We start from the raw sequence: 22,269 nt of genomic DNA, 5'->3' as shown, positions 1-22,269 counted from the left end.
GCCCAGTGACCGACACAGATCGCACCCTCACCGTCACCCCACAGCCCCACCGCGCCGGCCTCGTGGTGCTGAAGGTCGCCGGTGAACTGGACCATCACACCGCTCCCTCCCTCCGTCAGGCGATCGACGACGTCCCGTACGCCGCCGGCGTCGCGGTGATCCTCGACGTGTCGGAGCTGCTCTACTGCGACTCCACCGGCCTGACCGTGTTCATCAACGCCCACCACCGGGCCGAGGCCGCCGGCTCCGTGCTCGGCATCGCGGGCCTGCGGGACGACCTCGGGCGTGTGTTCAAGATCACAGGGCTCGACCAGTTCTTCACCCTCCACGCCGACGTCGAGGAGGCCGTCGCCTCCGCGCTCGGCTAGCGGGCCCGTCCGCGGGTCGGACGGGCGCGGGCGGGCGCGGGCGGCGGGCCGCGCGCCTCAGGGCGTGCGGCGCCCGCCCGCGGGTGCGCCCGGGGCGTCCGTCAGGGCGATGCGGACGGTGACGCGCTTGCCGGTGCGGTCCCGGCGTACGTGGAAGTCCTGGGCCACGGCCATGACGATCTCCAGGCCGTGCTGTCCGACCCGCCGGGCGTCGGCGGTCCGGGCCACCGGCAGCACCGGCTCGCCGTCGCACACCGCCACTTCCACCAGGGCGCCGACGACGCGCAGTTCCATCCGCACCGGGCCGGGCGCGTACTTGCGGGCGTTGGTGACCAGTTCGCTGACCACCAGCCGGGTCACGTCCATCGCCCGCGCGGAGACCGGCAGTCCGTACTCGTCCCGGGCGCGCGCGAGGAAGTCGGCGGCGCGGTGGCGGGCCTGGGAGATGCAGCTGCCGTCGCCGTCCAGGGCGACGACGTCCCGCAGGGGCCCGGGGCCGGACGCGGCCCTCAGGGGCCCGGGCGCGGGCCTCCCCCTCAGGGGTTCGGGACCGGTCGTGTCCCGTAGGGGTTCGGGAGCGGTCGCTTCCCGTAGGGGCTGGGGAGCGGTCGCTTCCCGCAGAGGTTGGGGAGCGGTCGCGGCCCGGATGGGTCCGAGGCCGGTCGCGCCCTCACCGTCGAAGACTGGTCGCACCTGTCGCATGGCGTTTCCCCCGTTCCACGCACTCCGTGTACCCGCCACGCGACCGCGCACGCCGGCGCACCGCCCCGGTTCGCCGCATCGGTCACGGCGCACCGGCCGTGGCGCCGGTGGCGGTCAGGACGAGCGCCGCCTGGTCGTCGTCGCCGTCGTGGCCCGCCGTGAAGGAGCGCACCGCCCCGGTCACCGCGGCGACGACGTCCCGCGCCGCGGGCCGGGGCCCGACGCGGGCCAGGACGTCGGCGAGGCGTTCCTCGCCGAACTCCTCGCCGTCGCCGCCGCGTGCCTCGGTGATGCCGTCCGTGTACAGGAGCAGGCTCTCGTGCGGGGCCAGGCGCAGACGGTGCGTGCTCACCCGGGGGTCGCGGGCCACGCCCAGCAGCAGGCCGGCCGCCTCGACGGCGCGGACGCTCCGCTCGGCGCCGAGGACCAGCGGGAGGGTGTGGCCGGCGCGGACCAGCTCGATCTCCAGGCCGTCCGGGGTCGGGGTCAGATGGCCGTGGACGAGCGTGACGAAGCCCGTTCCGTGGCTGGGCGGACGGTCGAGCAGCGCCTTGTTGACGGCGTTGACGACCGCGTCCGGCCCGGGCAGCAGCGGGGCGATGGCTCGGGCGGTGTGCCGCACCAGGGCGGTGGTGGTGGCCGCGACGGCCCCGCGCCCGCAGACGTCGCCCAGCATGAAGGCCCACCGGCCGTCCTCCAGCGGGAAGACGTCGTAGAAGTCGCCGCCGATGTCGAGCCCTTCGCCCGCGGGGTGGTAGTGCGCGGCCATGTCGACGCCGGGCACCTCGGGCAGGTCGGGCAGCAGCAGGCCGGCCTGGAGGTCCCTGGCCAGCGCCACCCGCTGGGTGTACTGGCGGGCGTTGCGCGCGGCGGCGGCCGCGCGGCGGGCGAGTTCCTCGGCCAGGGCGACCCGGTGACCGTCGAAGGCGTGCCCGCCGGTGCTCAGCAGGGTCAGGGTGCCGAACGCCTTCCCGCGCTCCAGCAGCGGCGCGCACAGATAGCCGGTCACCCCCAGCTCCTGCCAGGGGCCCGGGCCGGTGGGGGTGCGCCGGGCCACCTCGGTGGTGCCGGACGCCAGCACCCGGGCCACGGCGTCGTCGGCCGCGTCGTAGACGGGGATGTGAGAGGAGAGCAGGTCCCGCCGGCGGTCGGTCGGGGCGGCGACGGCGATGCGCCGGACCCGGCCCGACTCCATGACGTCGATGGCGCACAGCGGCGCCAGCGCGGGGGCGCAGGCGTCGACGACGCGCTGGAGCGTCTGGCCGTAGTCCAGGTCGGAGGCCAGGGCGGTACTGGCGTCGAGGAGGAAGGCGAGGTCGTCGCGGGCCGCCCGCGCGCGCGTCTCGGCGGCCAGCCGTCCGCGCTCCGCCCGGTGCCGCTCGATGGCCAGGGCGGCGGTGCCGGCGAAGACGCGGGCCAGCGCCAGGTCGCTCGCCTGCGGGGCGCGCGGCGTTCGGTGGTACGTGGCGAAGGTGCCCAGCAGGCCGCCGTCGCGCGCGAGGATGGGCGTAGACCAGCAGGCGCCGAGACCGGCCTTGTCCGCCAGGTGCCGGAAGTCGTCCCAGAACGGGTCGGTGCCGATGTCGGTGACGACGACCATCTCGCGCCGGTGCGCCGCGGTGCCGCAGGAGCCGACGCCCTCGCCGGTCGCGATGCCGTCGATGGCCTCGTTGTAGAAGTCGGGCAGGCTCGGGGCCGCGCCGTGCCGCAGGTGGCGTCCGTCCTCGTCGGCGAGCAGGACCGACACGAGCACCTGCTCGGGGGCGAGTTCCTCGATGGCGCGGGCCATGCCCTCCAGGACCTCGGGCAGCGGCGCCTGGCGGGCGATCTGCTCCAGCAGCGCGCGCTGTTCGGCCAGCAGTCGCTGAGCCTGCTTGACCTGGGTGGTCTCCACCCCGATCACGCGGACGCCCATCACGTTGCCGCCGGTGTCCCGGCGGGGCTCGTAGGTGAAGTCGAAGAACGCCTCGCGGGCGTCGGCGCCGGTGCCCAGCATCACCCGGGCGTCCCGGCCGGAGTACGGCACTCCGGTGCGGTAGACCCGGTCCAGCAGTCCGAGGAAGCCCTGCCTGCCCAGTTCCGGCATCAGGTGCCCGAGCGGCACGCCCAGGCGGTGGCGCCCCTCGCCGCCGATCGCCTCGAAGAACGCCGTGTTGGCCGACTCCAGCATGTGGGCGGGTCCCGCCAGGGACGCGAAGACGGCCGTCGACTGACCGAACAACGCCCGAAGATCGCTTTCCGTCCCGCTGTCGGCCCAGTGGCCGGTGCCTTCCGCGTCGGGGAACCTCTCCCCTGCCACGCCCGTCATACGTCCCGGCCTTCGCTCACCGTGCCATCGGATGCTCCGCGAGACGCGGCGCGGCCGCCCCGCCCGCTCATGTCGTGTGCGTCGTCCGCACCCGCGTCGGTGACGTCGGCTCGGAACACTCCGTACCCTCCGTACACTCCGTCTCCTCCCCTTGCCCGACCAGATTCTCATGGCGGATCGGAGTCCGGAGAACCGGAGGGCGAGGACCGGTCCGTACGGCGTGCGGCACGCCCCGCACGAGGCGGGCGGCGCGCCGCGGACCGGTCCGGGCGCGCCTCACCGGCTCAGTCGGTGCACAGCATTCCGTCGCGCAGGCGGGCGAGCATACGGCTGATCAGACGGGACACATGCATCTGCGAGATGCCCAGGCGTTCGCCGATCTCCTTCTGGGTCAGCTCCTCCACGAACCGCCAGTGGATGATCTGCCGGTCGCGTTCGTCGAGTTCGGCGATCATCGGGGCGAGGGCGTGGAAGTCCTCGACCAGACCGAGCGCGGCGTCGTCGTCGCCGATGAAGTCGGCCAGCGCCGCCTCGCTCTCCTCACCGCCGCCCAGGGCCGCGTCGAGCGAGGCGGACTTGTAGCCGTTGGAGGCCAGACGGGCCTCCACGACCTCGTCCTCCGGCAGGCTCATCAGCTGGGCGAGTTCCCGGGTCGTGGGCGTCCGGCCGAGCCGGCTGCGCAGTTCCTCGGTGGCGCGGGCCAACTGCACGCGGGCTTCCTGGAGTCGCCGGGGCACGTGCACGGCCCAGGAGGTGTCGCGGAAGAAGCGCTTGATCTCCCCGACGATGTACGGCACCGCGAAGGAGGTGAACTCCACCTCGCGGGACAGCTCGAACCGGTCGATCGCCTTGATCAGCCCGATCATGCCGACCTGGACGATGTCCTCCATCTCCTCCGGGCCGCGGCTGCGGAAGCGGCCGGCCGCGAAGCGGACCAGGGACATGTTCATCTCGATCAGCGTGTTGCGCGCGTACTGGTGCTCGGGCGTGCCCTCCTCCAGCACCGTCAGCTGGTCGAAGAACAGCTTCGACAACTCCCGCGCGTCCTTGGGAGCCACCTTGGTCGGATCCGCGATCCGCGGTACGTCCACGGTGCGTTCGGTGGTCTGCACGGTCGCCGCCGCCATGATGTCCCTCCCAGTCGATCGACCTCGCCCCTGTCGGTCCACGGGCTGTCGTTGCCGACGGTTACCCGCCTTTCCGGTCCCCACACTCCCCTTCCTCCGTCGAATTCGCCGGGCCGGGCACGCTGATGGCGACGACGGCCATGTCGTCGTGCCGACCCGACCCCAGCCACTGGGCGGCGAGCATCTGCACCCGTTCCACCACGGCCTCCGCGGGGATCCCCGCGCAGTCGGCCAGCGCCCTCCTCAGGCGGTGCTCCTCGAACAGTTCGTCACCGAGGGGACCGCCGCGCGCCTCGGTGATGCCGTCCGTGTACAGCAGGCACGTCTCGCCGGGGTTCAGCACCGTCTCGACGGTGTGGGTGGACACCTGGGGGAACGCGCCGACCAGGGTGCCGCGGGTGGGGACCTCCTCGACGGCGCCGTCGGCGCGGACGACGAGCGGCGGCAGGTGGCCGGCGCTGGTGAGCCGCAGCCGCGCCTGGTGGGCGCGGCGGCGCACGGAGGCCAGGACGAGGGTGGCGAAGCGGGTGTGGTGGGAGGAGAGCAGGGCCCCGTTGAGCAGGTCGAGCACCCGTTGGTGGTCGTCGGCCAGGGGCAGCAGGGCGTGCAGGGTGTTGCGGATCTTGCCCGTGAGCACCGCCGCGTTCAGCCCCTTTCCCGCGACGTCCCCCAGCACGACGAGGGTCTCCTGCTCGGGACCGGCGCCGGGGTGGACGTCGTAGAAGTCGCCCCCGATCCGCTCGCGGTCGCCGGCCGCTCGGTAGCGGCCGGCGTAGTCCACTCCGTGGACGCGGGTCAGGGACGGCGGCAGCAGTTCCTGCATCAGGGTGGCGGTGATCGTGGCCTGCTCGGTGTAGAGGCGGGCGGCCGAGAGGGCGGCGCCGACCCGGGCCGCGAAGAGCCGGGCGAAGACCTCCTCGCCCTCGGTGAACACCTGCTCGGTGCTGGAGCGCAGCAGGACGAGGGTGCCGGCGGGCACCCCGTGCCCGGGCAGCGGGGTGACGATCACCGAGCCGACCGGTCCGGTGAACCCGTCGGGGATCACCCAGTCGGGAAGGTCGGCGGGGTTCAGCCAGCGCGCCGGCACCGGCGGGAATCCCTGGAGCGCCTCGGTCAGGCCGGGGACGCTGCGGGTGTCGATCGGCCGCATGACCTGCGTGACCGGTTCGCCGCGCCGGGCGAAGGTGAGGGGGTGGTGCCGCCCTTGCGCCGGGGCGACCAGGACGGCGGCCTCCGCGAGGTGTTCGGCGGCCAGGGCGGCGGACACCTCCATGCAGCGCGGCACGTTCAGCGTCGACAGCAGGGTCGAGGACGCGTCGGACAGGACGTCGGCGCGGTCCCGGGTGACCTTCAGGGCCGTCTCGGCCAGGCGGCGGTCCGTGTCGTCGACGAGCCACCACACCACGTCGCCGTCGGCGCAGGCGGTGGGGTGCGCCTCGAAGACCCGGTCGCCGATGCTCCCGAACGGGGGACGGTCCTCACCGGCGCGCGAGCGGGCGAGGAGGCTCAGGTGCGCCTCGGACAACCAGGAGGGCGCCGTCTCGCGCAGCCAGCCACGGCTGGGCTTGTCCGGCAGGAGCGCTCGGGCGGCCTCGTTGAGACGCACCAGGCCGCCGTGCCGGTCGATCACCAGCACGGGACAGGGGGCGTCATCCCACGTGGCGCCCACCGTGAGGTCGGCGCTGCGCGGGCGGACGGGCGAACCGCGGGAAGCAGACACAAAGACAGGCACGCATCGCGCGTACCTCACCACCCTTCCGCTCTGGGCGAGGAGAAGCCTCGTAGCAACCGTCCCGCACCCACTTCGCCGATGCAAGGCGCCCGCAGAACCCGCATACGGCCGTCACACTTGCCGCACAGATCGAACGGGGCGCCAACCGAGCGGGAACGGAGCGGGAACGGGGCGGCGGCGCGGGGCCGTTGGGCGGTGTCACGGCGGTGCGGCGGTCACCCGGTCCAGCGAACCGTCGCCGAGGCGTTCGCCGTGCGGCGGGGCGACGAGGGGCGCGGGCCGCTCGGCCGGGGCGCCTCGAACGACCCGGACGGCGGCCCGGCGCGGGTCGCGCGCGACGGCATGTCCGGCCGGGCGCCGGGGTGTTCGGGGTGTTCCGGGTGTTCCGGGTGTGCGGCGGGTTCGGGGTGGTCGGGCGTTCCTCAGCGGCGGTGGACGCTGACGGCGTAGCCGCCGCCGTCGTAGGGGGCGGCGTCCCAGGTGGCGAAGCGGTCCACGAGGGTGAGTCCGGCCGCGGCGCAGTGGTCGTCGTACTCCGGCAGCGTGATGCCGGGCGGCACCGGCAGGTGGGCCCGGTCCAGGCCGAAACCGGCGACCAGCAGACCGCCCGGGCGCAGGGCCGCGGACAGCCGCCCGACCACCGTGGCCTCGGTGCCGGGGGCGAGCAGCGGGAAGATGTTGCCCGCGGCGACGACGAGGTCGAAGTCGCCCGCGACGCCGAGCCGGGCCGGCTCGAACGCGGCCAGGTCGGCGTGGAACCACGGCAGGTGCGGCGCCTGCTCGCGCGCCACCGCCAGCATCGACGCGTCGAGGTCCACCCCGACGCAGTCGTACCCGAGTTCCGCGAGCCGGATCATGACCCGTCCGGTGCCGCACCCGGCGTCCAGCACCCGCGCTCCGGCCGGCACCAGGGCCGCGCAGAACCGTGCCTCGCCGTGCACGTCCTCGCCGCCGCGGGCCAGGGCCGCGAACCGCGCGGCGTACTCTTCCCCGGACGTGGCTCCGGTCAGCTCGTTCCAACGGCTCATGCGCCCGACTATAGGTCGGGGCGCGACCGCTCGGAGAAGGCGGGCGGGCGGACCGGCCGGCGACGGGACGGCCGGGCGGATGCGGGAGCCGTGTCAGCGGACGACGTCGAACACGTTCTTCTGCAGGCCGTTGGCGTAGGCCTCGTGCTCGACCAGCTTCAGCTTCTGGGTGTCCTTGTCCGTGGCGCTGAACAGGCGTTTGCCCGCGCCGAGCAGCAGCGGGAAGACGAGCAGGTGGTAGCGGTCGATCAGGCCGGCGTCCGAGAGGCTCCGGTTCAGGGCGGCGCTGCCGTGGACGATGATCGGGCCGCCCTCGGTCTCCTTCAGGGCGGCGACCTCGTCGAGCGAGCGCAGGATCGTCGTCTCGCCCCAGTTCGTCACCAGGTCGCCCTCGGCGAGGGTGGTGGAGACGACGTACTTCGGCATCGCCTTGTAGTCGGCGAAGTCCGCCATGTCAGGCCACACCTGGCTGAACGACTCGTAGCTGGTCCGGCCCAGCAGCATCGCGGTGGCTTCGCTCTGCTCCCGGCCCTTGAGCTCGAACGCCTCGGGGAGGAACGCGACGTCCTTGAAGGTCCAGCCGGAGTTCCGGTAGCCGGGCTCGCCGCCCGGGGCCTCCACGACGCCGTCGAGCGAGATGAAGGCGGTGCTGATGAGGGTGCGCATGAAGGGTTCCTCGGTGTCTCGTGGCGGTTCTCGCGGGTCGGGCCGGTGCACGCCTCGACCGCTCCCGCGGCCGCGGCGCACCGACCATGAGCTGTGACCGCCGATCACGGAGGAACTCATCGGTCCGCGCCCGCTCTCTTCCCGCCGTCTCGGCGGACGTATCGGCGGGGGGCTCTCCGTGCCGGGGCCGACGACGTCCGGTGCGCGGCCGCGTCCTTGCCGGCGTCCGGTCGGCCCGGCTCGATAGCATGCGGCGCATGGCCATCACCTTAGAGAACGTCGGCATCGCCGTGCGCGACATCGAGGCAGCGATCTCCTTCTTCACCGATCTCGGCCTCACGGTCGTCGGCCGTGACACGGTCAGCGGTGAGTGGACCGACACCGCCGTCGGCCTCGACGGCAATCACGCCAAGATCGCGATGCTCCGGACGCCGGACGGGCACGGCCGCCTGGAGCTCTTCGAGTACCTCCACCCCGAGGCGATCGAGTCGGAGCCCACCCGCCCCCACGAGATCGGCATGCATCGCGTCGCGTTCAAGGTCGACGACATCGACGCGGCCCTGGAGACGGCCGCGAGACACGGATGCCGTCCGCTGCGCGGCGTGGCCAACTACCAGGACGTCTACAAGCTCACCTACGTCCGCGGTCCCAGCGGCATCATCGTGATGCTCGCCGAGGAACTGAAGAGGAGCTGAGTGTTCCGGCGTCGCGTCAGAACTGCAGGACGAGCATCCACACGACGCCGGCCAGGAACAGCACTCCCGACACCCGTTGCACCGCGTACCCCTTACGGGTGGGCTCGGTCGCTTCGGGGTTCTTCACCCATCCCCGCTGGAGCCGGCTGTTCAACCGCCACAGCAACTGCGGCCGTATGACCTGCACCAGTCCCATGACGAGGAGCAGACACAGAATGGGGATGAGGACAGGACCGGACGTACCGCCTTCGGACGCCGTCCGCACTGTCATACCGTGATCCATGTCCCGCGAATTCCCTGATAGGCCGTCAGGAAACGTCGCACGGCCGCGCGTTCAACGCCAGGGGTCGAGGGCGTGCTTGCCGCTGGTCCGGCCGGCTTCGAGCTGACGCAGCACCGCCGGGCCCTCGGCCAGGGGATGGACGTGCGGCTTGCCGGGCGGGTACACGCCGTGGGCGATGAGGGTATCGATCTCGGCGAGCAGCGACCGGTGGAGCGAGGGCGCCGCGGTCGCCAGCGCGCCGATGTGCAGGCCCTTGATCTGCACCTGATGGGTGAAGATCAACTCATGTGTGGTCACCGTGGCCTCGCCGGACGCGGCGCCGAAGACGACGACGCGTCCGGTGAAGGGCTTGGCGACCGACAGGCTGGTCTCGAACGTGGCCCGGCCCACTGATTCCAGGACCAGGTCGACGCCGCCGGTCAGGCGGGCGATCTCCTCGGCCAGGTCGGGGCGGCGGCTGTCCAGGACCTCGTCGGCGCCGAGCGCCCTGACGGTGTCGTGCTTGGCCGGTGACGCCGTGGCGATCACCCGCGCGCCGTAGTGGCGGGCGAGGCGGACGGCGGCCTGCCCCACGCCGCCGGCCGCGGCGTGCACGAGGACCGCCTCACCCGCCTTGATCTCGCCCAGCGGCTTCAGCGCGGCCAGGGCGGTGGCCCAGTTCAGCACCAGGCCGAGCGCCTCGGCGTCGCTCCAGCCGGCGGGCACCGGGAGCACGCCCGCGGCCGGCATCGTCATGTACTGCGCGAAGGCGCCGGGGCCGGTGCCGACGACGCGGGCGCCGAGCGGGAGCGGGTCCTCGACGTCCGGGCCGACGCCCACGATCTCGCCCGCGGCCTCGAAGCCCGCCGGGTAGGGTGCCCGCGGGCCCCCGCCGTACGTTCCGTGCGTCTGCGTCACGTCGGCGAAGTTGACCCCGGCGGCGCCCACCCGGACGAGGTACTCGCCGGGCCCCGGGACCGGACGGGGCCGATCGGTCCTCAGGGTCAGGTCCCCCGGGCCCCGGTGCGACCGCTGGACCAGTGCTCGCATCGTCCGCTCAGCGCTGTGCCGCTGCCCGTCGATCTCCGTCGTCTCCGTGATCTGCGTGATCTCTGTGATCTCCATGGGCCGAACGTAGAAGCCTGACACTGGTGTCAAGGTCAAGCGGCGGCCGCGGACCGGTGCCGTCGGCCTGCCGGAGGTAGGCGTCGAGCGCCGCCTGCTGCTCGCCGAGCGCGGCGATGCGGGCGGCGAGCCGGTCGCGGTAGTCGCGCACCTCGTGCAGGAACTCCGCGCACACCACGTCGGCGCCGGCGTCCGGCGGGTCGGTGAGGCCGGGCAGGACCTCCCTGATCAGCCGCACGGGCAGCCCGGACTCCAGCAGTGAGCGGATGACGAGCACCCGGTCGACGGTGGACTGGCAGTAGTCGCGGAACCCGTTGCCGAACCGGCCGGGGACGATCAGGCCCTCGTCCTCGTAGTGCCGTAACGAGCGCGCACTCACACCGCTGGCACGCGAAGCCTCACCGATCTTCATGTTCACGGCCAACGTGCGGGACGACCGCGATGTTCCGGCGTCAGCGGCACAGGACCTGGATCTTCCGGCCCTTGCCGGCCTGGAACTGCCGCAGGGCCTCGGCGTAGTCGGCCAGCGGCAGCCGGTCGCTGATGAAGACGTCCGGGTCGAGCACACCGCCGGCGAACAGCTCGGCGGCGCGTTCGTAGCTGTGCAGGACCGCCATCGAGCCGGTGATGGTGATCTCCTCGTGGTAGATCCGGTACGGGTCGATGGTGGCCCGGGTCGCGTAGTCGGCGACGCCGAACTGGAGATACGTGCCTCCCTTGCCGACCCGGCCCAAAGCGTCCTGGATCGCCTGGGCGTTGCCGGTGGCGTCGATGACCACCTCCCAGCCGCGCGGGCGGTCGAGGGCGTCGGCGGAGGTCGCCGCGTCGGTGCAGCCGAGGGTGCGGGCGGTGGCGAGCCGGTCCGCGTTGACGTCGACCATGTCGACCGTGGCCGCCCCGGTGCGCTTGGCCAGCTCCAGCATCATCAGGCCCATGGTGCCCGAGCCGTAGATCAGCACATGGCTGGCGAGGGCGCCGCGCAGGATGTCGTAGCCGCGCACCGCGCAGGACAGCGGTTCGATGAGGGCGGCGTCCTCGGTGCGCACGTGTTCGGGGAGCTTCACGCAGTTGGCCGCGGGAGCGACCGCGAACTGCGCCGCGCCGCCGGGGACGGTGACGCCGATGGCGTTCCAGCGCTCACACATGTTTCCGCGCCCGATACGGCAGTAGTGGCACGTGTGACAGTGCAGGGAGGGGTCGACGGCGACCCGGTCGCCGACGGCCAGGCCGCGGACCCCGGCGCCCAGCGCGACGACCTCGCCGGCGAACTCGTGCCCGGGGACGATGGGCAGGGTGGGCGCGAACTCGCCCTGGAGGATGTGGAGATCGGTCCCGCACAGGCCGCAGGCCGCGACCTCGACCACGACCTGACCGGGGCCGGGCGCGGGATCGTCGACGGTCTCGACGCCGACCTGGCCGGGTGAGCTGATGACAGCGGCTTTCACTTGACTGCTCCAAGGGACAGGCCCTGGACGAGTTTGTCCTGGGCGGCGAATCCGGCGACGAGGACCGGCAGGGAGACGCAGACGGCGGCGGCGCACACCTTGGCCAGGAAGAGGCCCTGGCTGGTGACGAAGCCGGTGAGGAACACGGGCGCGGTGCCGGCGACGACGCCGGTGAGCACCCGTGCGAAGAGCAGTTCGTTCCAGCTGAAGATGAAGCAGATCAGCGAGGTGGCCGCGATGCCGGGGGCGACGACCGGCGCGACGATCCGGGCCAGGACGGTAGGCAGTCCGGCGCCGTCGATGGAGGCCGCCTCCAGGATCTCGACCGGGACCTCGGCGAGGAACGAACGCATCATCCACACCGCGATCGGCAGGTTCATCGAGGTGTAAAGGACGACGAGCAGCGCGATGTTGTCGAGCAGGCCGGTGTCGCGGGCAATCAGATAGACCGGCAGCAGTCCGGCCACCGCGGGCAGCATCTTGGTGGACAGGAAGAAGAACATGACGTCCGTCCACTTGCGCACCGGCTTGATGGACAGCGCGTAGGCGGCCGGAATGGACAGCACCAGCACCAGGAGCGTCGAGAGGAGGCTCGCGGAGAGCGAGTTGATCAGCGGCGGCCAGGGGGAGACGCCGGTGCTCGCGCCGAAGAACTCCCGGTAGCCCTGGAGGGTCAGCGGCGCCGCGAGGCTCGGCGGGTTGGTGGCGGCGTCGGACTCGCCGTGCAGCGAGGTGAGGACCATCCAGGCCACCGGGAGGAAGAACACGACGCCGCAGAGCCAGGCCAGCAGACCGAGTGCGCCGCGCCGGCGGCGGGCCGCGGCGCCGGGGCCGTACGGGGCGCGGGGGGCGGTGGTGCGGGGGGCGTGGGTCGCGGCCATCAGCGCGTCTCCTCTCGGAGCAGGGTCGAGACCGTCCGGAGCGCGAAGCTGCCGACGAGCAGGGAGCACAGGACGACCAGGACGCCCTCCGCGGAGGCCTGCCCGTAGTCGTGCGCCTGGTAGAAGGTCTCGTAGACGGCGTAGGGCAGGTTGGCGGTGTCCAGGCCGCCGCCGGTGAGGGTGAAGACGGCGTCGAAGTTCTGCACCACGTAGATGCCGCCGAGCAGCGCGGCCAGCTCCAGATAGCGGCGCAGGTGCGGGAAGGTGAGGTAGCGGAAGACCTGCCAGGTGCTCGCTCCGTCCACGCGGGCCGCCTCGACGGCGTCCAGGGGGCGGCTCTGCAGTCCGGCCAGCAGGATCAGCATCATGAACGGCGTCCACTGCCAGATCAGCGACGCCTCCACCGACAGCAGCGGCAGCGAGGACAGCCAGTCGGGCTGCGGCGGGTCGTCGCTGCCGAACAGGCTCCACAGCCAGGTCAGCGAGCCGTTGATCAGCCCGTAGGTGGCGTTGTACAGCGCGTGCTTCCACAGCAGCGCGGAGGCCACCGGCACGACGAGGAACGGTGTGATCAGCAGGGTGCGGACGATGCCGCGGCCGCGGAAGCGGCGGTCGAGCAGCAGGGCGAGCGCCAGGCCCAGCACCAGGCTGACCAGCACCACGGTCACCGTGAGCGTGACGGTCGTCAGCAGGGCGGAGCGCGACTCCGGGTCGGTGACGGCCTCCTGGTAGTTCCGCAGGCCCGTGAAGGCCCGGTCGTCGGGGTCGAGGGCGTTCCAGCGCATGAACGAGATCGCCACGGTGCCGACGAACGGCAGCTGGGTGACGACGATCATGAAGAGGAGGGCCGGCAGCAGCGGGGCCCGCCGGGCCCACGTCCCACGGGCCCGGCGCGGGCGTGCGGAGCGTCGCGCGGTCCGCGGTGTGCGGGTGCGCCCGGTGAGCGAGGGTGTGAGGGTCATCGTGTGCCTCCGCTGTGCTCCCGTGTCCGCAACCCGCCTGGCAGGGTGGGGAGTCCGGGAACGTCGGGGGGATCGGGAGGGGTCACTTGTCCGCGTGCCGGGCGGCGACCTTCTCGGCGAGTGCCTGACTGGTCCTCAGCGCCTGCTCGACGCTGGTCCTCCCGGCGATGGCGGCGCTGATCTGCTGGGAGACCTGCGTGCCCAGGTCGGTGAACTCGGGGATGCCGACGAACTGGATGCCGGGGGCGGGGCGGGGCTGCACCCCGGGGTCGCCGGGGTCGGCGGACTTCAGGGCGTCGGCGGTGGCCCCGGCGAAGGCGGACGCCGCTGCGACGTACCGCGGGTTGGCGTAGGTGGAGGCCCGCTTGCCCGCCGGGACCCGGGACCAGCCGAGCTGCTTGCCCACCAACTCCTCGTACTTCTTGCTCGACGCCCAGGAGATGAACTTCCAGGCGTCGTCCTGGTTCTTGCTCGCTTTCTGCAGGCCCCAGGCCCAGGTGTAGAGCCAGCCCGAGCTCTTGGTCCGGTCGACCGGCGCGGGCGCGTATCCCATCTTCCCGGCCACCGGCGACCCGCCGGCTTCGAGCGACCCGGCGGCGGAGGTGGCGTCGTACCACATGGCGACCTTGCCCTGCTCGACGTCGTTGAGGCACTCGGCGAACCCGGACTGCGGGGCGCCCTTCTCCCCGTGGGCGCGCACGAGGTCGACGTAGAACTCGGTCGCCCTGGTGAAGGCGGGGCTGTCGACCTGGGCCTTCCAGTCCTTGTCGAACCAGGTGCCGCCCATGGTGTTGACCACGGTGGTCAGCGGGGCCATCACCTCGCCCCAGCCCGGCAGGCCGCGCAGGCAGATGCCCTTCATGCCGGGTTCGGCGCCGTCGGCCTCGGCGGCGAGGGCGGCCACCTGCTGCCAGGTGGGGTGGGCCGGCATGGTCAGCCCCTTCTTCGCGAAGACGTCCTTGCGGTACATCAGGAAGGACGACTCACCGTAGAACGGCTCGGCGTACACCTTGCCGGACACCGTCAAGGACTCCCGCAGGGCGGGCAGGATGTCGTTCTGCTGGAAGGCGGTGTCCTTCCGCGCGTACCCGCTCAGTGGGGCGAGCCAGCCGTTCTGGGCGTAGATCGGCGTCTCGTAGTTGCTGATCGTCGCCACGTCGTACTGACCGGCCTGGCTGGAGAAGTCCTGGCTGATCTTGTCGCGGACGTCGTTCTCCGGCAGCACCGTGAAGTTCACCTTGATGCCGGTCTCCTTGGTGAAGTGAGCGGCCGTCAGCTTCTGGAGGTCCGCCATCTGCGGGTTGTTCACCATCAGTACGTTGAGGGAGTGCGCGCCGGAGCCGCCCTGCGCGCCGCCGGCGCCCGCGCACGCGGTGAGCAGGGCGCCGCACATGGCCAGCGCGCACAACGGCACGGCGGTGCGTGGACCGGTCGGTCGTGAAGTCATGATCGTCCCTTTCGTGAACGGACGGGTGGGGGCGGCGAAGGGCGAGGAGGAGGTGCGGGGGCCGTCGGACGGTGGTGGGGGCGGCGGACGGTGAGCGGGAGGGGGCGTCGGACGGTCGGTGGTGGGGGCGTCGGACGGTGCGTCGCGGCCGTGCGGGCACGGCGGTGTCGCCGTACGGCTTCGGCGGAGCCGTACGCGGCGGGTGGGGGGCGGGATGAGCGGGTCAGACCCGGTGGACGCGGGGTCCCATCAGTGAGTAGCGGTGCGCCTCGGCGCTGGACAGTCCGGTGTCGGTGACGACGGCCTCGAAGTCACCCACCTCGGCGAAGCGGCAGAAGCTGCTCGCTCCGAACTTGCTGTGGTGTCCCATGAACACGCGCCGGCGCGACACGGCCAGCGCCTTGGCCTTGACGTCGGCCACCACCGGATCGGGGGTGGTCAGGCCCAGCTCCCGGGAGATGCCGTTGGATCCGATGAACGCCAGGTCGATCACGAACCGCCCGAGCATGGCGCAGGCCCAGGAGCCCACCGTGGCCAGGGTCCGCGCCCTGACCCGGCCGCCGAGGAGCAACACGGTGAGCTGCGGGGAGTCCACGATCGCGGCCGCGGTGGACAGGGACGCGGTGACCACGGTCAGGGGCCGGTCGCCGGGGAGGAGCGCGGCGAGGAGCTGGGGGGTGTAGCCCTCGTCCACGAACACGGTCTCCGCGTCACCGAGAAGCCTGACCGCCTCCGCGGCGATCCGGCGCTTGTCCTTGACGTGCAGGGTCTCCCGCTCGGTGAGGCCCGTCTCGAAACCCGCGCCCTCGACGGGGTAGGCGCCGCCGCAGGTGCGGCGGAGCAGGCCCCTGCGTTCCAGGACGCCGAGGTCGCGCCGGATGGTCTCCGGCGCGACGGCCAGGTCCGCGGCCATGGTGGTGACCTCGACGCTTCCCTGGTGACGCGCGAGCGCGAGGATCCGGCTCTGCCGCTCCGCGGCGTTCATCGCACTCACCTCGGCTTCCGTACGACCGGTCCGGGCACGGTGCGCCCGGTCCTGACGCACATTTATACCGGCCGGTCCTCACCGGGGACGGGCCCGGAGCGGGCCGGAAGCTGCCCGATGTCGCCCGGGCGGGCGGCGCGGAGCCGCTGTTCAGGCGCGTACGGCGGGGATCTCCTCCGTGCTGTTGCCCGTGTGCGTCGCCTCGGCTGCCCGGTTCGGGCGTCCGGCGGACCGGGGGCGCGGCCGCGTCACCGCCCAGGCACGGCCGCCGCGGCCGGGGCGGCGCGGCCCGGCCTGCCTGATCGGTCCGACCGCTACGCGCGGGGCGGCGAGCAGGCGACGTCGGGCACCGCCGTGGCCGCCGGCGGCAGGTCGGACCCGGGGACGGCGTCCTCGTCGAGCCCGCGGGCGGTGTGCACGCGCAGCAGGCCCTCGATGCCGCGCAGGAGGGTTTCGCCGGCCAGGACGGGATCGCCGAGGTAGCCGGCGCTCATCGCGCCGTCGCGGAGCATGACGAAGTGCCGGCCGGCGTGCTCGGCGGAAGCGCCCGCGATGTCGGCGAACAGTCCGGTGACCGTGCGCAGGAACCACTCGCGGTGTCGCACGACGGCCCGGTGGACCGGATGGTCGGGGCTCGGGAACTCCGCGGCCGCGTTGAGGAAGGCGCAGCCGCGGTAGCCGGGCGAGCGGATCTGCTCGACCAGGGACGCGCCGATGCCCCGCAGGACGTCGCCGGGCGGTGCGTCCGTGGCCGTCAGTGCGTCGATCTGGGCGCGGATCGCCTGGTCGACGCCGTCGAGGTAGGCGACCGCCAGATCCTCCTTGCTGGGGAAGTGGCGGTAGAAGGTGGCGTTGGTGACCTTCGCCTGGGCCACCAGCCGGTCGACGCCCACCGTGTGGATGCCGTGCGCGTAGAAGAGCTGACCGGCGGTCGCCAGGAGCCGCTCCCGGGCCGCGGAGACTTTCCTGCCGGTGCCTGCTGCCGTCGGTGTCATAGCGGCCATCGTAACGGAGAGAACGGTCTCTCTTGTGTGACGGGTACGGGATGTGCCAGGCTACCAAAAAGAGAGAACGGTCTCTCTACCTACGGCCGAGCGTCGTACCGCTCGCATCCGCCCTCAACCCCCTGGAGAAACCCATGGAACCCATGGAACCCACGGCATTCGTCGGCTCCGCCGAGCACGTCGGTGGCGCGCCCGCCCTGCGCCGCCTGTATCTCGTCCGTTTCGTCTTCGCCGCCGTCTGGGCGGTCCTCCTCGTGCTGTCCGGCTCCGACCTCACCGCCGGGGCCAGGCTGCTGCTGTTCCTCTATCCCGCCTTCGACGTGGCCGCCGCCGTCGTCGACGCCAGGTCGGCGCGCACCGCCGCCGGGCCGGTCAAGGGCCTGTACGCCAACATGGCCGTCAGCGCGCTCGCCGCCGTCGGCGTCGCCGCCGCCGGCGCCTCGGGCGTCGCCGACGTGCTGCGCGTCTGGGGCGCCTGGGCGGTCGTCTCCGGCCTGGTCCAGCTCCTCGTGGGGGTGGCGCGCCGATCGATGGGCGGCCAGTGGGCCATGATCGTCAGCGGTGGCATCTCGGTGCTGGCCGGTGCGTCCTTCCTCCGGAGCGCCGCACAGGACACCCCGTCGCTGACCTCCCTCGCCGGCTACGCCGCGCTCGGCGGAATCTTCTTCCTCGCCTCGGCACTCCGCCTGTCCCGCTCGCACGGCGAGGGCTGACGTGCGTGCCCGGTGCGGTGCGGGGCCGGTCGCTTTTGGCGGCGGTGTCGGTCCGTCGCGGGAAGCGGGCCGGCCCGGGCCGGCGCGGTGGCGTCTCCCGGAGGGTCGCGTGCGGCGGGCCCTCCCCGCGGGTCAGTGCGGCAGGCCCTCGCGGCGGGTCATCCCGGCGCTGAGGACGTCGCCGGACTGGTCGTCGACGAGGAGCATCGCGCCGCCGCCGCGGTTCTCCTCGTAGGGGTCCGGGGCGACGGGCTGGGCCGTGCGGACCCGGACGGTGCCGATGTCGTTGGCCCGCAGTTCGGCCGGTCGCGCGGTGGCCGCCAGGGTGCCGATGTCGGTGCGGTCCACCAGCTCGGTGACCATCGCCCGGACCACCCGGGTGCCGTGCCGCAGCAGGACCCGGGCGCCGGCGCCGAGCGGCCGGTCGGCGAGGTGGCAGACCGTCAGGGCGAACTCGTCCACCGGGGTCGGCGCCGCCTCGGCCGGGGCGATCAGGTCGCCGCGCGCCACGTCGAGCTCGTCGGCGAGGAGCACGGTGACCGAGTCCCCCGCGACGGCGCGGTCGACCGGCCGGCCGAGCCGGTCGAGGCCGGTGACGGTGGTGCGGTGCCCGGCGGGCAGCACCACCACCTCCTGGCCGACCGCGAGGGCGCCCGACTCCAGACGCCCGGCGTAGCCGCGGTAGTCGGGGTGCTCCGGGGTGCGGGGCCGGATCACGTACTGCACCGGGAGCCGGGCGGCCGCCGCCGTCTCCACGACCGGCGCCTCCTCCAGGTGCCGGAGCAGGGTCGGCCCGTCGTACCAGGGCATCCGCTCCGAGCGGTTGACCACGTTGTCCCCGTGCACCGCGGAGATCGGGACGGCGACGGCCGACGCCGCCCCGAGCCGGGCGCACAGGAGGGCGAACTCCTCGGCCAGGCCCCGGAAGGTGTCCTCGTCGTAGCCGACCAGGTCCATCTTGTTGACCGCGAGCACCACCTCGGGCACCCCGAGCAGCGCGGTCACCGCGAGGTGCCGGCGGGTCTGCTCGACCAGGCCGTGGCGGGCGTCGAGGAGGATCACGGCGAGCTGGGCGGTGGAGGCGCCGGTGACCATGTTGCGGGTGTACTGCACATGGCCCGGGGTGTCCGCCAGGACGAAGCGGCGGCGGGCGGTCGCGAAGTACCGGTACGCCACGTCGATGGTGATGCCCTGCTCCCGCTCGTCCCGCAGCCCGTCGGTGAGCAGGGCGAAATCGGCGCCGTCGTGGCCGCGCCGGTGGCTGGCCTGCTCGACCGCCGCCCACTGGTCGGCGTAGATCGCCCGGCAGTCGTGCAGCAGCCGTCCGACCAGCGTGGACTTGCCGTCGTCCACGCTGCCGGCGGTGGCGAGCCTGAGCAGCCCGCCCGTGACGGTCGTCATCAGAAGTACCCCTCGCGTTTGCGGTCCTCCATGGCGGCGTCTCCGACCCGGTCGTCGGCACGGGTGGCGCCGCGCTCGGTGAGTTCGGAGGCGGCCACCTCCGCGATCACGTCGTCGACGGTGCGGGCCGCCGACTCGACCGCCCCGGTGCAGGACATGTCCCCGACGGTGCGATACCGGACGGTGCGCTCGGTCAGTTCCTCGCCCGCGCGTGGGCCGCCCCAGTCGCCCGGGGTCAGCCACATGCCGTCCCGGCGGAACACCGGGCGCCGGTGCGCGTAGTAGATCTCGGGCAGTTCGATGCCCTCGCGGGCGATGTACTGCCACACGTCCAGCTCGGTCCAGTTGGACAGCGGGAACACCCTGAGGTGTTCGCCGGGACGGTGGCGGCCGTTGTAGAGCGACCACAGTTCGGGGCGCTGCCGGCGCGGGTCCCACTGGCCGAACGCGTCGCGCAGCGAGAACACCCGCTCCTTGGCGCGGGCCTTCTCCTCGTCGCGGCGCCCGCCGCCGAACACCGTGTCGTGGCGCCCGTCGGCGATGGCGTCCAGCAGGGGGAGCGTCTGGAGCTGGTTGCGGGAGCCGTCGGGGCGTTCCTGGAGCCGGCCGTCCGCCAGGTACCCGGGCACGGACGCGACGGTGAGACGTATCCCGTGCTTGTCCACCACGCGGTCGCGGTGCGCCAGCACCTCCGGGAAGTTGTGGCCGGTGTCGACGTGCAGCAGGCCGAACGGCAGGGGGGCGGGGGTGAAGGCACGGAGCGCCAGGTGGAGCATGACGATCGAGTCCTTGCCGCCGGAGAACAGCAGCACCGGACGTTCGCCCTGGCCCACGGCCTCCCGGAAGATGTGCACGGCCTCGGCCTCCAGCAGGTCGAGCCCGGTGCGCACCTCGGCGGTCACCGTCATGCGAGCCCCCTCTCCCGCAGGGCGGCGTGCACCTGCGCCGCCGTCCCGGCGGGGGCACAGCCGCGGGTGTCCACGGTCAACTCGGGTTCCTCCGGCGGCTCGTAGGGGTCGTCGACGCCGGTGAGCCCGGTCAGCTCGCCGCGCGCCCGGCGCGCGTAGAGCCCTTTGACGTCGCGCTGCGCGCAGGTGTCGAGCGGGGTGGCGACGTACACCTCCAGATAGGGGGTGCCGGCGGCCTCGTGGGCGGCGCGCACCTCGCGGCGCGCCTCGGCGTAGGGGGCGATGACCGGCACCACGGCCAGGACGCCGTTGCGGGCTAGGAGCTGGGCGAGCCAGCCGACGCGGCGTACGTTCTCGATCCGGTCCTCGCGGCTGAAGCCGAGGCCGGGCGACAGGTGCGCGCGGATCTCGTCGCCGTCCAGCACCTCCACGCGGCGGCCGGGGCGCAGCCGTTCGGCCAGGGCGCGGGCGATCGTCGACTTCCCGGCGCTGGGCAGACCCGTCAGCCAGACGGTGGCGCCGTTCATCGCACCACCCGCATCCTGGTCCTGGCCGGGGGCGCGGCGAGTTCGCGCAGGGCGGCGGTGAGCACCGCGATCCCGCGCAGATAGTCGGCGATCATGATGTGCTCGTCGTCCGCGTGGTCGAGTCTGCTGTCGCCGGGGCCGTAGGTGGCCATCGGCACGTCCCACACCTCGGCCAGGGTGTTCATGTCCGAGGTGGCGGTCTTCACCTTCATGGTGGGCCGGGCGTGCTGGTCGCGGATGGCCACGGACAGCGCCCTGACCACCTCGCTGCCGCGTCCGGCGTGACAGGCGGCGACCGAGTTGACCACGGTCAGCTGCCCTTCGGGACATCGGGAGCGCAGCGATTCCACCAGGCCCTCGGAGTCGAAGCCGGGCGGGGTGCGGATGCTGAACTCGGCCTCGGCGGCGACCAGATCGCCGTTGAAGGAGCACAGGGTGGCGCCGGGCCGGTCGAAGGAGCCGTGGTCGGCGTCCGGGCCCAGCAGGTCCAGCAGCTCCCGCCAGGCCGCGGCGGCCAGTTCGGTCGCCTTGGGCTCGGGGTTGCTGGGGTGGGTCGCCGGGCGTTCGACGCGGTAGCGGAGGTCGAGCTTGCCCTTGTAGCCGAGGACCACCGTCGACCAGCCGCTCGGCTCGCCGACCACCACGTAGTCCGGCCGCGGCATCTCCGCCCTGATCCGCATGGCGCCGCGGGAGCAGGGCGTCTCCTCCTCGACCGCGCCGACGACCACGATCCGGCCGGGGTGGTCGGCCAGTGCGGCGGCGGCGCAGATCATCGTGGCCAGCGGCCCCTTGGCGTCCACCGCCCCGCGGCCGTAGAGCCGGCCGTCCTCCGAGCGCACCGGCACCTCCCCGGGCACGGTGTCCAGGTGCGAGAGGAGCATCACCACCGGTCCGTCGCCGGCGCCGATCTCGCCGATCACGTTGCCGACGCGGTCGATGTAGGACTGGAATCCGAGTTCCTCCAGGCCCTTCACCAGATAGTCGGCGAGGTCGGCCTCGTGGTACGAGGGCGAGGGGATCTCCAGCATTCTGCGCAGCACGCCGAGGGCGGTGGTCTCGCTGACCGAACCGTCCTGACCCTGGTGCACGAGCTTCATCGGTTCGCCTCCTCCTTGCTCCGGGTCTCCAGGGTGATCCGGGTCCCGGCCCCGGCGACCGCGGCGCCGACCGGGCGGGCGGCCCGGCCGTCGGCGATCCGCACGGTGGGGACCCCGGCGAGCAGTGCCTCGCGTGCGGCGGCCAGTTTGACCGCCATCCCGCCGCCGGTGTGCGGCACCGGCCCGGACGCGGTCAGGGCGCACTCGGCGAGCAGCGAGCCCTCGTCGTCCGGGTCGTCGAGCACTCCCGGCGCTCCGGTGAGCAGCAGGAGCGCGTGGGCGCCGAGGGCGGCCGCGACGGCGGCGGCGGCCCGGTCGGCGTTGACGTTGACGGGGTGTCCGTCCTCGTCCAGCGCGGGCGGGGAGAGCACCGGTACGGCGCCGTCGGCGAGCAGCCGGCCGAGCACCGCGGTGGACACCTCGGTGATCCGGCCGCTGTGGTCGTCGCGGACCACCATGGGGCGGCCATCCACCAGGGCGCGCAGGCTGCGCTTCCGCCTGGCGAGCAGGGTGGCGCCGTCGAGTCCGGTGAGGCCGACGGCGACGGCGCCGGCCGCGTTGATCCGGGCGACCAGCCGGGGCTTGACGGCGCCGGCCAGGGCGAGCAGGACCACTTCCAGGGTGGCCGGGTCGGTGTGGCGGCTGGTGACGCCGCCGGGGAACTCCAGGGTGCGCAGCGGTGTCCCGAGGCGCTCCGCGAGCCGTTCGATCTCCGCGGAGCCGCCGTGCACGAGGACGACCGGACGGCCGGCGCGGGCGTAGTCGGCGATGTCGTCGGCGACCGCGTCGAGGTCGACGGAGGCGTTGCCGCCGACCTTCACGACCAGCGGCGCGGCCGGGTCCGAGGGGGCGGGCGGCCGAAGGGGTTCGGGCACGGGTGTTCTCC

23 protein-coding genes are annotated in these 22,269 nt (G+C 73.2%); 3 read left to right on the top strand and 20 right to left on the bottom strand.

The window, feature by feature from the left end; all coding sequences use genetic code 11:
• The first annotated feature begins 5 nt into the window (after window positions 1-5).
• Entirely contained in the window at window positions 6-368 is a 363-nt protein-coding gene (locus ABEB07_RS31650; protein ID WP_345671477.1) for an STAS domain-containing protein, read from the top strand.
• A 57-nt stretch (window positions 369-425) separates the two neighbouring features.
• Here the strand turns inward: ABEB07_RS31650 and ABEB07_RS31645 are convergent, their stop codons facing one another.
• From ABEB07_RS31645 to ABEB07_RS31620, 6 genes are all read right to left on the bottom strand, one after another.
• Window positions 426-1,070: an ATP-binding protein gene (locus ABEB07_RS31645; protein WP_425589117.1), complete on the bottom strand. Its 645-nt coding sequence runs from the start codon at window positions 1,068-1,070 to the stop codon at window positions 426-428.
• Window positions 1,071-1,152: 82 nt separating this feature from the next.
• A complete protein-coding gene (locus tag ABEB07_RS31640; RefSeq protein ID WP_345671476.1) occupies window positions 1,153-3,378 on the bottom strand; it encodes a SpoIIE family protein phosphatase in 2,226 nt (741 codons plus the stop codon).
• 284 nt (window positions 3,379-3,662) lie between these two features.
• Window positions 3,663-4,505 carry an RNA polymerase sigma factor SigF gene (locus ABEB07_RS31635; RefSeq protein WP_345671475.1) on the bottom strand — a complete coding sequence of 281 codons (843 nt, stop codon included), beginning with the start codon at window positions 4,503-4,505 and terminating at the stop codon, window positions 3,663-3,665.
• Between the two features lie 61 nt (window positions 4,506-4,566).
• Window positions 4,567-6,237: a PP2C family protein-serine/threonine phosphatase gene (locus ABEB07_RS31630; protein WP_425589116.1), complete on the bottom strand. Its 1,671-nt coding sequence runs from the start codon at window positions 6,235-6,237 to the stop codon at window positions 4,567-4,569.
• Window positions 6,238-6,659: 422 nt separating this feature from the next.
• Window positions 6,660-7,265 (bottom strand): class I SAM-dependent methyltransferase, encoded by a 606-nt coding sequence (locus ABEB07_RS31625; RefSeq protein WP_345671474.1) that lies wholly within the window; start codon window positions 7,263-7,265, stop codon window positions 6,660-6,662.
• A gap of 93 nt (window positions 7,266-7,358) precedes the next feature.
• Entirely contained in the window at window positions 7,359-7,931 is a 573-nt protein-coding gene (locus tag ABEB07_RS31620) for a dihydrofolate reductase family protein (RefSeq protein WP_345671473.1), read from the bottom strand.
• A gap of 257 nt (window positions 7,932-8,188) precedes the next feature.
• Here ABEB07_RS31620 and ABEB07_RS31615 point away from each other — a divergent pair, with 257 nt between their 5' ends.
• Window positions 8,189-8,626, top strand: a complete 438-nt coding sequence (locus ABEB07_RS31615) for a VOC family protein (protein ID WP_176146861.1) — start codon at window positions 8,189-8,191, stop codon at window positions 8,624-8,626.
• Window positions 8,627-8,642: 16 nt separating this feature from the next.
• On the opposite strand, the gene ABEB07_RS31610 is transcribed toward ABEB07_RS31615, so the two are convergent.
• The 9 genes from ABEB07_RS31610 to ABEB07_RS31570 form a co-directional block, all read right to left on the bottom strand.
• Window positions 8,643-8,897, bottom strand: a complete 255-nt coding sequence (locus ABEB07_RS31610) for a DUF6199 family natural product biosynthesis protein (protein WP_345671472.1) — start codon at window positions 8,895-8,897, stop codon at window positions 8,643-8,645.
• A 63-nt stretch (window positions 8,898-8,960) separates the two neighbouring features.
• Entirely contained in the window at window positions 8,961-10,013 is a 1,053-nt protein-coding gene (locus ABEB07_RS31605; RefSeq protein ID WP_345671471.1) for an NADPH:quinone oxidoreductase family protein, read from the bottom strand.
• Window positions 9,946-10,425 carry a MerR family transcriptional regulator gene (locus ABEB07_RS31600; protein ID WP_345671470.1) on the bottom strand — a complete coding sequence of 160 codons (480 nt, stop codon included), beginning with the start codon at window positions 10,423-10,425 and terminating at the stop codon, window positions 9,946-9,948. Before ABEB07_RS31600 ends, ABEB07_RS31605 begins: the two co-directional genes overlap by 68 nt.
• 40 nt (window positions 10,426-10,465) lie before the next feature.
• Entirely contained in the window at window positions 10,466-11,458 is a 993-nt protein-coding gene (locus ABEB07_RS31595; RefSeq protein ID WP_164583436.1) for a zinc-dependent alcohol dehydrogenase family protein, read from the bottom strand.
• Window positions 11,455-12,339, bottom strand: a complete 885-nt coding sequence (locus ABEB07_RS31590) for a carbohydrate ABC transporter permease (RefSeq protein WP_345671469.1) — start codon at window positions 12,337-12,339, stop codon at window positions 11,455-11,457. Before ABEB07_RS31590 ends, ABEB07_RS31595 begins: the two co-directional genes overlap by 4 nt.
• On the bottom strand, window positions 12,339-13,301 hold the full coding sequence (locus ABEB07_RS31585) for a carbohydrate ABC transporter permease (RefSeq protein WP_345671468.1): 963 nt from the start codon (window positions 13,299-13,301) through the stop codon (window positions 12,339-12,341). The genes ABEB07_RS31590 and ABEB07_RS31585 overlap by 1 nt, the downstream gene beginning before the upstream one ends.
• An 82-nt stretch (window positions 13,302-13,383) precedes the next feature.
• Window positions 13,384-14,748, bottom strand: a complete 1,365-nt coding sequence (locus ABEB07_RS31580; protein ID WP_425589115.1) for an ABC transporter substrate-binding protein — start codon at window positions 14,746-14,748, stop codon at window positions 13,384-13,386.
• A gap of 223 nt (window positions 14,749-14,971) precedes the next feature.
• The gene (locus ABEB07_RS31575) at window positions 14,972-15,733 is read right to left on the bottom strand and encodes a DeoR/GlpR family DNA-binding transcription regulator (RefSeq protein WP_345671466.1); all 762 of its coding nucleotides are present in this window, start codon (window positions 15,731-15,733) and stop codon (window positions 14,972-14,974) included.
• 314 nt (window positions 15,734-16,047) lie between these two features.
• On the bottom strand, window positions 16,048-16,728 hold the full coding sequence (locus tag ABEB07_RS31570; protein WP_425589114.1) for a TetR/AcrR family transcriptional regulator: 681 nt from the start codon (window positions 16,726-16,728) through the stop codon (window positions 16,048-16,050).
• 152 nt (window positions 16,729-16,880) lie between these two features.
• On the opposite strand from ABEB07_RS31570, the gene ABEB07_RS31565 reads away from it, so the two are divergent.
• Window positions 16,881-17,450, top strand: coding sequence for a hypothetical protein (locus ABEB07_RS31565; protein ID WP_345671464.1), 570 nt, complete (start codon window positions 16,881-16,883; stop codon window positions 17,448-17,450).
• A gap of 132 nt (window positions 17,451-17,582) precedes the next feature.
• Here ABEB07_RS31565 and ABEB07_RS31560 read toward each other — a convergent pair whose 3' ends face one another.
• From ABEB07_RS31560 to ABEB07_RS31540, 5 genes are read right to left on the bottom strand one after another with little or no spacing between them, the layout of a single operon-like run.
• Window positions 17,583-18,851, bottom strand: a complete 1,269-nt coding sequence (locus ABEB07_RS31560) for a sulfate adenylyltransferase subunit 1 (RefSeq protein WP_345671463.1) — start codon at window positions 18,849-18,851, stop codon at window positions 17,583-17,585.
• Entirely contained in the window at window positions 18,851-19,759 is a 909-nt protein-coding gene (gene cysD / locus ABEB07_RS31555) for a sulfate adenylyltransferase subunit CysD (RefSeq protein WP_176146871.1), read from the bottom strand. The genes ABEB07_RS31560 and cysD overlap by 1 nt, the downstream gene beginning before the upstream one ends.
• Window positions 19,756-20,286: an adenylyl-sulfate kinase gene (cysC, locus tag ABEB07_RS31550; RefSeq protein WP_345671460.1), complete on the bottom strand. Its 531-nt coding sequence runs from the start codon at window positions 20,284-20,286 to the stop codon at window positions 19,756-19,758. The genes cysD and cysC overlap by 4 nt, the downstream gene beginning before the upstream one ends.
• Window positions 20,283-21,383, bottom strand: coding sequence for a [LysW]-lysine hydrolase (locus tag ABEB07_RS31545; RefSeq protein ID WP_345671459.1), 1,101 nt, complete (start codon window positions 21,381-21,383; stop codon window positions 20,283-20,285). The genes cysC and ABEB07_RS31545 overlap by 4 nt, the downstream gene beginning before the upstream one ends.
• Entirely contained in the window at window positions 21,380-22,258 is an 879-nt protein-coding gene (locus tag ABEB07_RS31540; protein WP_345671457.1) for a [LysW]-aminoadipate kinase, read from the bottom strand. Before ABEB07_RS31540 ends, ABEB07_RS31545 begins: the two co-directional genes overlap by 4 nt.
• Window positions 22,259-22,269 lie beyond the last annotated feature (11 nt).

It is taken from the genome of Streptomyces similanensis (assembly GCF_039543625.1).
Classification (GTDB): Bacteria; Actinomycetota; Actinomycetes; order Streptomycetales; family Streptomycetaceae; genus Streptomyces; species Streptomyces similanensis.
The sequence above is the reverse complement of the archived record's forward strand: the minus strand, read 5'-3'. Positions and strand labels throughout refer to the sequence as shown.

Coding starts and splice junctions, on each gene's coding strand:
- ABEB07_RS31635 (WP_345671475.1), bottom strand. CDS start 4,505: ATGGCGGCGGCGACCGTGCAGACCACCGAACGCACCGTGGACGTACCG.
- ABEB07_RS31600 (WP_345671470.1), bottom strand. CDS start 10,425: ATGAAGATCGGTGAGGCTTCGCGTGCCAGCGGTGTGAGTGCGCGCTCG.
- cysD (WP_176146871.1), bottom strand. CDS start 19,759: ATGACGGTGACCGCCGAGGTGCGCACCGGGCTCGACCTGCTGGAGGCC.
- ABEB07_RS31610 (WP_345671472.1), bottom strand. CDS start 8,897: ATGACAGTGCGGACGGCGTCCGAAGGCGGTACGTCCGGTCCTGTCCTC.
- ABEB07_RS31590 (WP_345671469.1), bottom strand. CDS start 12,339: ATGGCCGCGACCCACGCCCCCCGCACCACCGCCCCCCGCGCCCCGTAC.
- ABEB07_RS31620 (WP_345671473.1), bottom strand. CDS start 7,931: ATGCGCACCCTCATCAGCACCGCCTTCATCTCGCTCGACGGCGTCGTG.
- ABEB07_RS31605 (WP_345671471.1), bottom strand. CDS start 10,013: ATGGAGATCACAGAGATCACGCAGATCACGGAGACGACGGAGATCGAC.
- ABEB07_RS31615 (WP_176146861.1), top strand. CDS start 8,189: ATGGCCATCACCTTAGAGAACGTCGGCATCGCCGTGCGCGACATCGAG.
- ABEB07_RS31560 (WP_345671463.1), bottom strand. CDS start 18,851: ATGACGACCGTCACGGGCGGGCTGCTCAGGCTCGCCACCGCCGGCAGC.
- ABEB07_RS31640 (WP_345671476.1), bottom strand. CDS start 3,378: ATGACGGGCGTGGCAGGGGAGAGGTTCCCCGACGCGGAAGGCACCGGC.
- ABEB07_RS31570 (WP_425589114.1), bottom strand. CDS start 16,728: ATGACACCGACGGCAGCAGGCACCGGCAGGAAAGTCTCCGCGGCCCGG.
- ABEB07_RS31575 (WP_345671466.1), bottom strand. CDS start 15,733: ATGAACGCCGCGGAGCGGCAGAGCCGGATCCTCGCGCTCGCGCGTCAC.
- ABEB07_RS31585 (WP_345671468.1), bottom strand. CDS start 13,301: ATGACCCTCACACCCTCGCTCACCGGGCGCACCCGCACACCGCGGACC.
- cysC (WP_345671460.1), bottom strand. CDS start 20,286: ATGAACGGCGCCACCGTCTGGCTGACGGGTCTGCCCAGCGCCGGGAAG.
- ABEB07_RS31580 (WP_425589115.1), bottom strand. CDS start 14,748: ATGACTTCACGACCGACCGGTCCACGCACCGCCGTGCCGTTGTGCGCG.
- ABEB07_RS31645 (WP_425589117.1), bottom strand. CDS start 1,070: ATGCGACAGGTGCGACCAGTCTTCGACGGTGAGGGCGCGACCGGCCTC.
- ABEB07_RS31565 (WP_345671464.1), top strand. CDS start 16,881: ATGGAACCCACGGCATTCGTCGGCTCCGCCGAGCACGTCGGTGGCGCG.
- ABEB07_RS31625 (WP_345671474.1), bottom strand. CDS start 7,265: ATGAGCCGTTGGAACGAGCTGACCGGAGCCACGTCCGGGGAAGAGTAC.
- ABEB07_RS31545 (WP_345671459.1), bottom strand. CDS start 21,383: ATGAAGCTCGTGCACCAGGGTCAGGACGGTTCGGTCAGCGAGACCACC.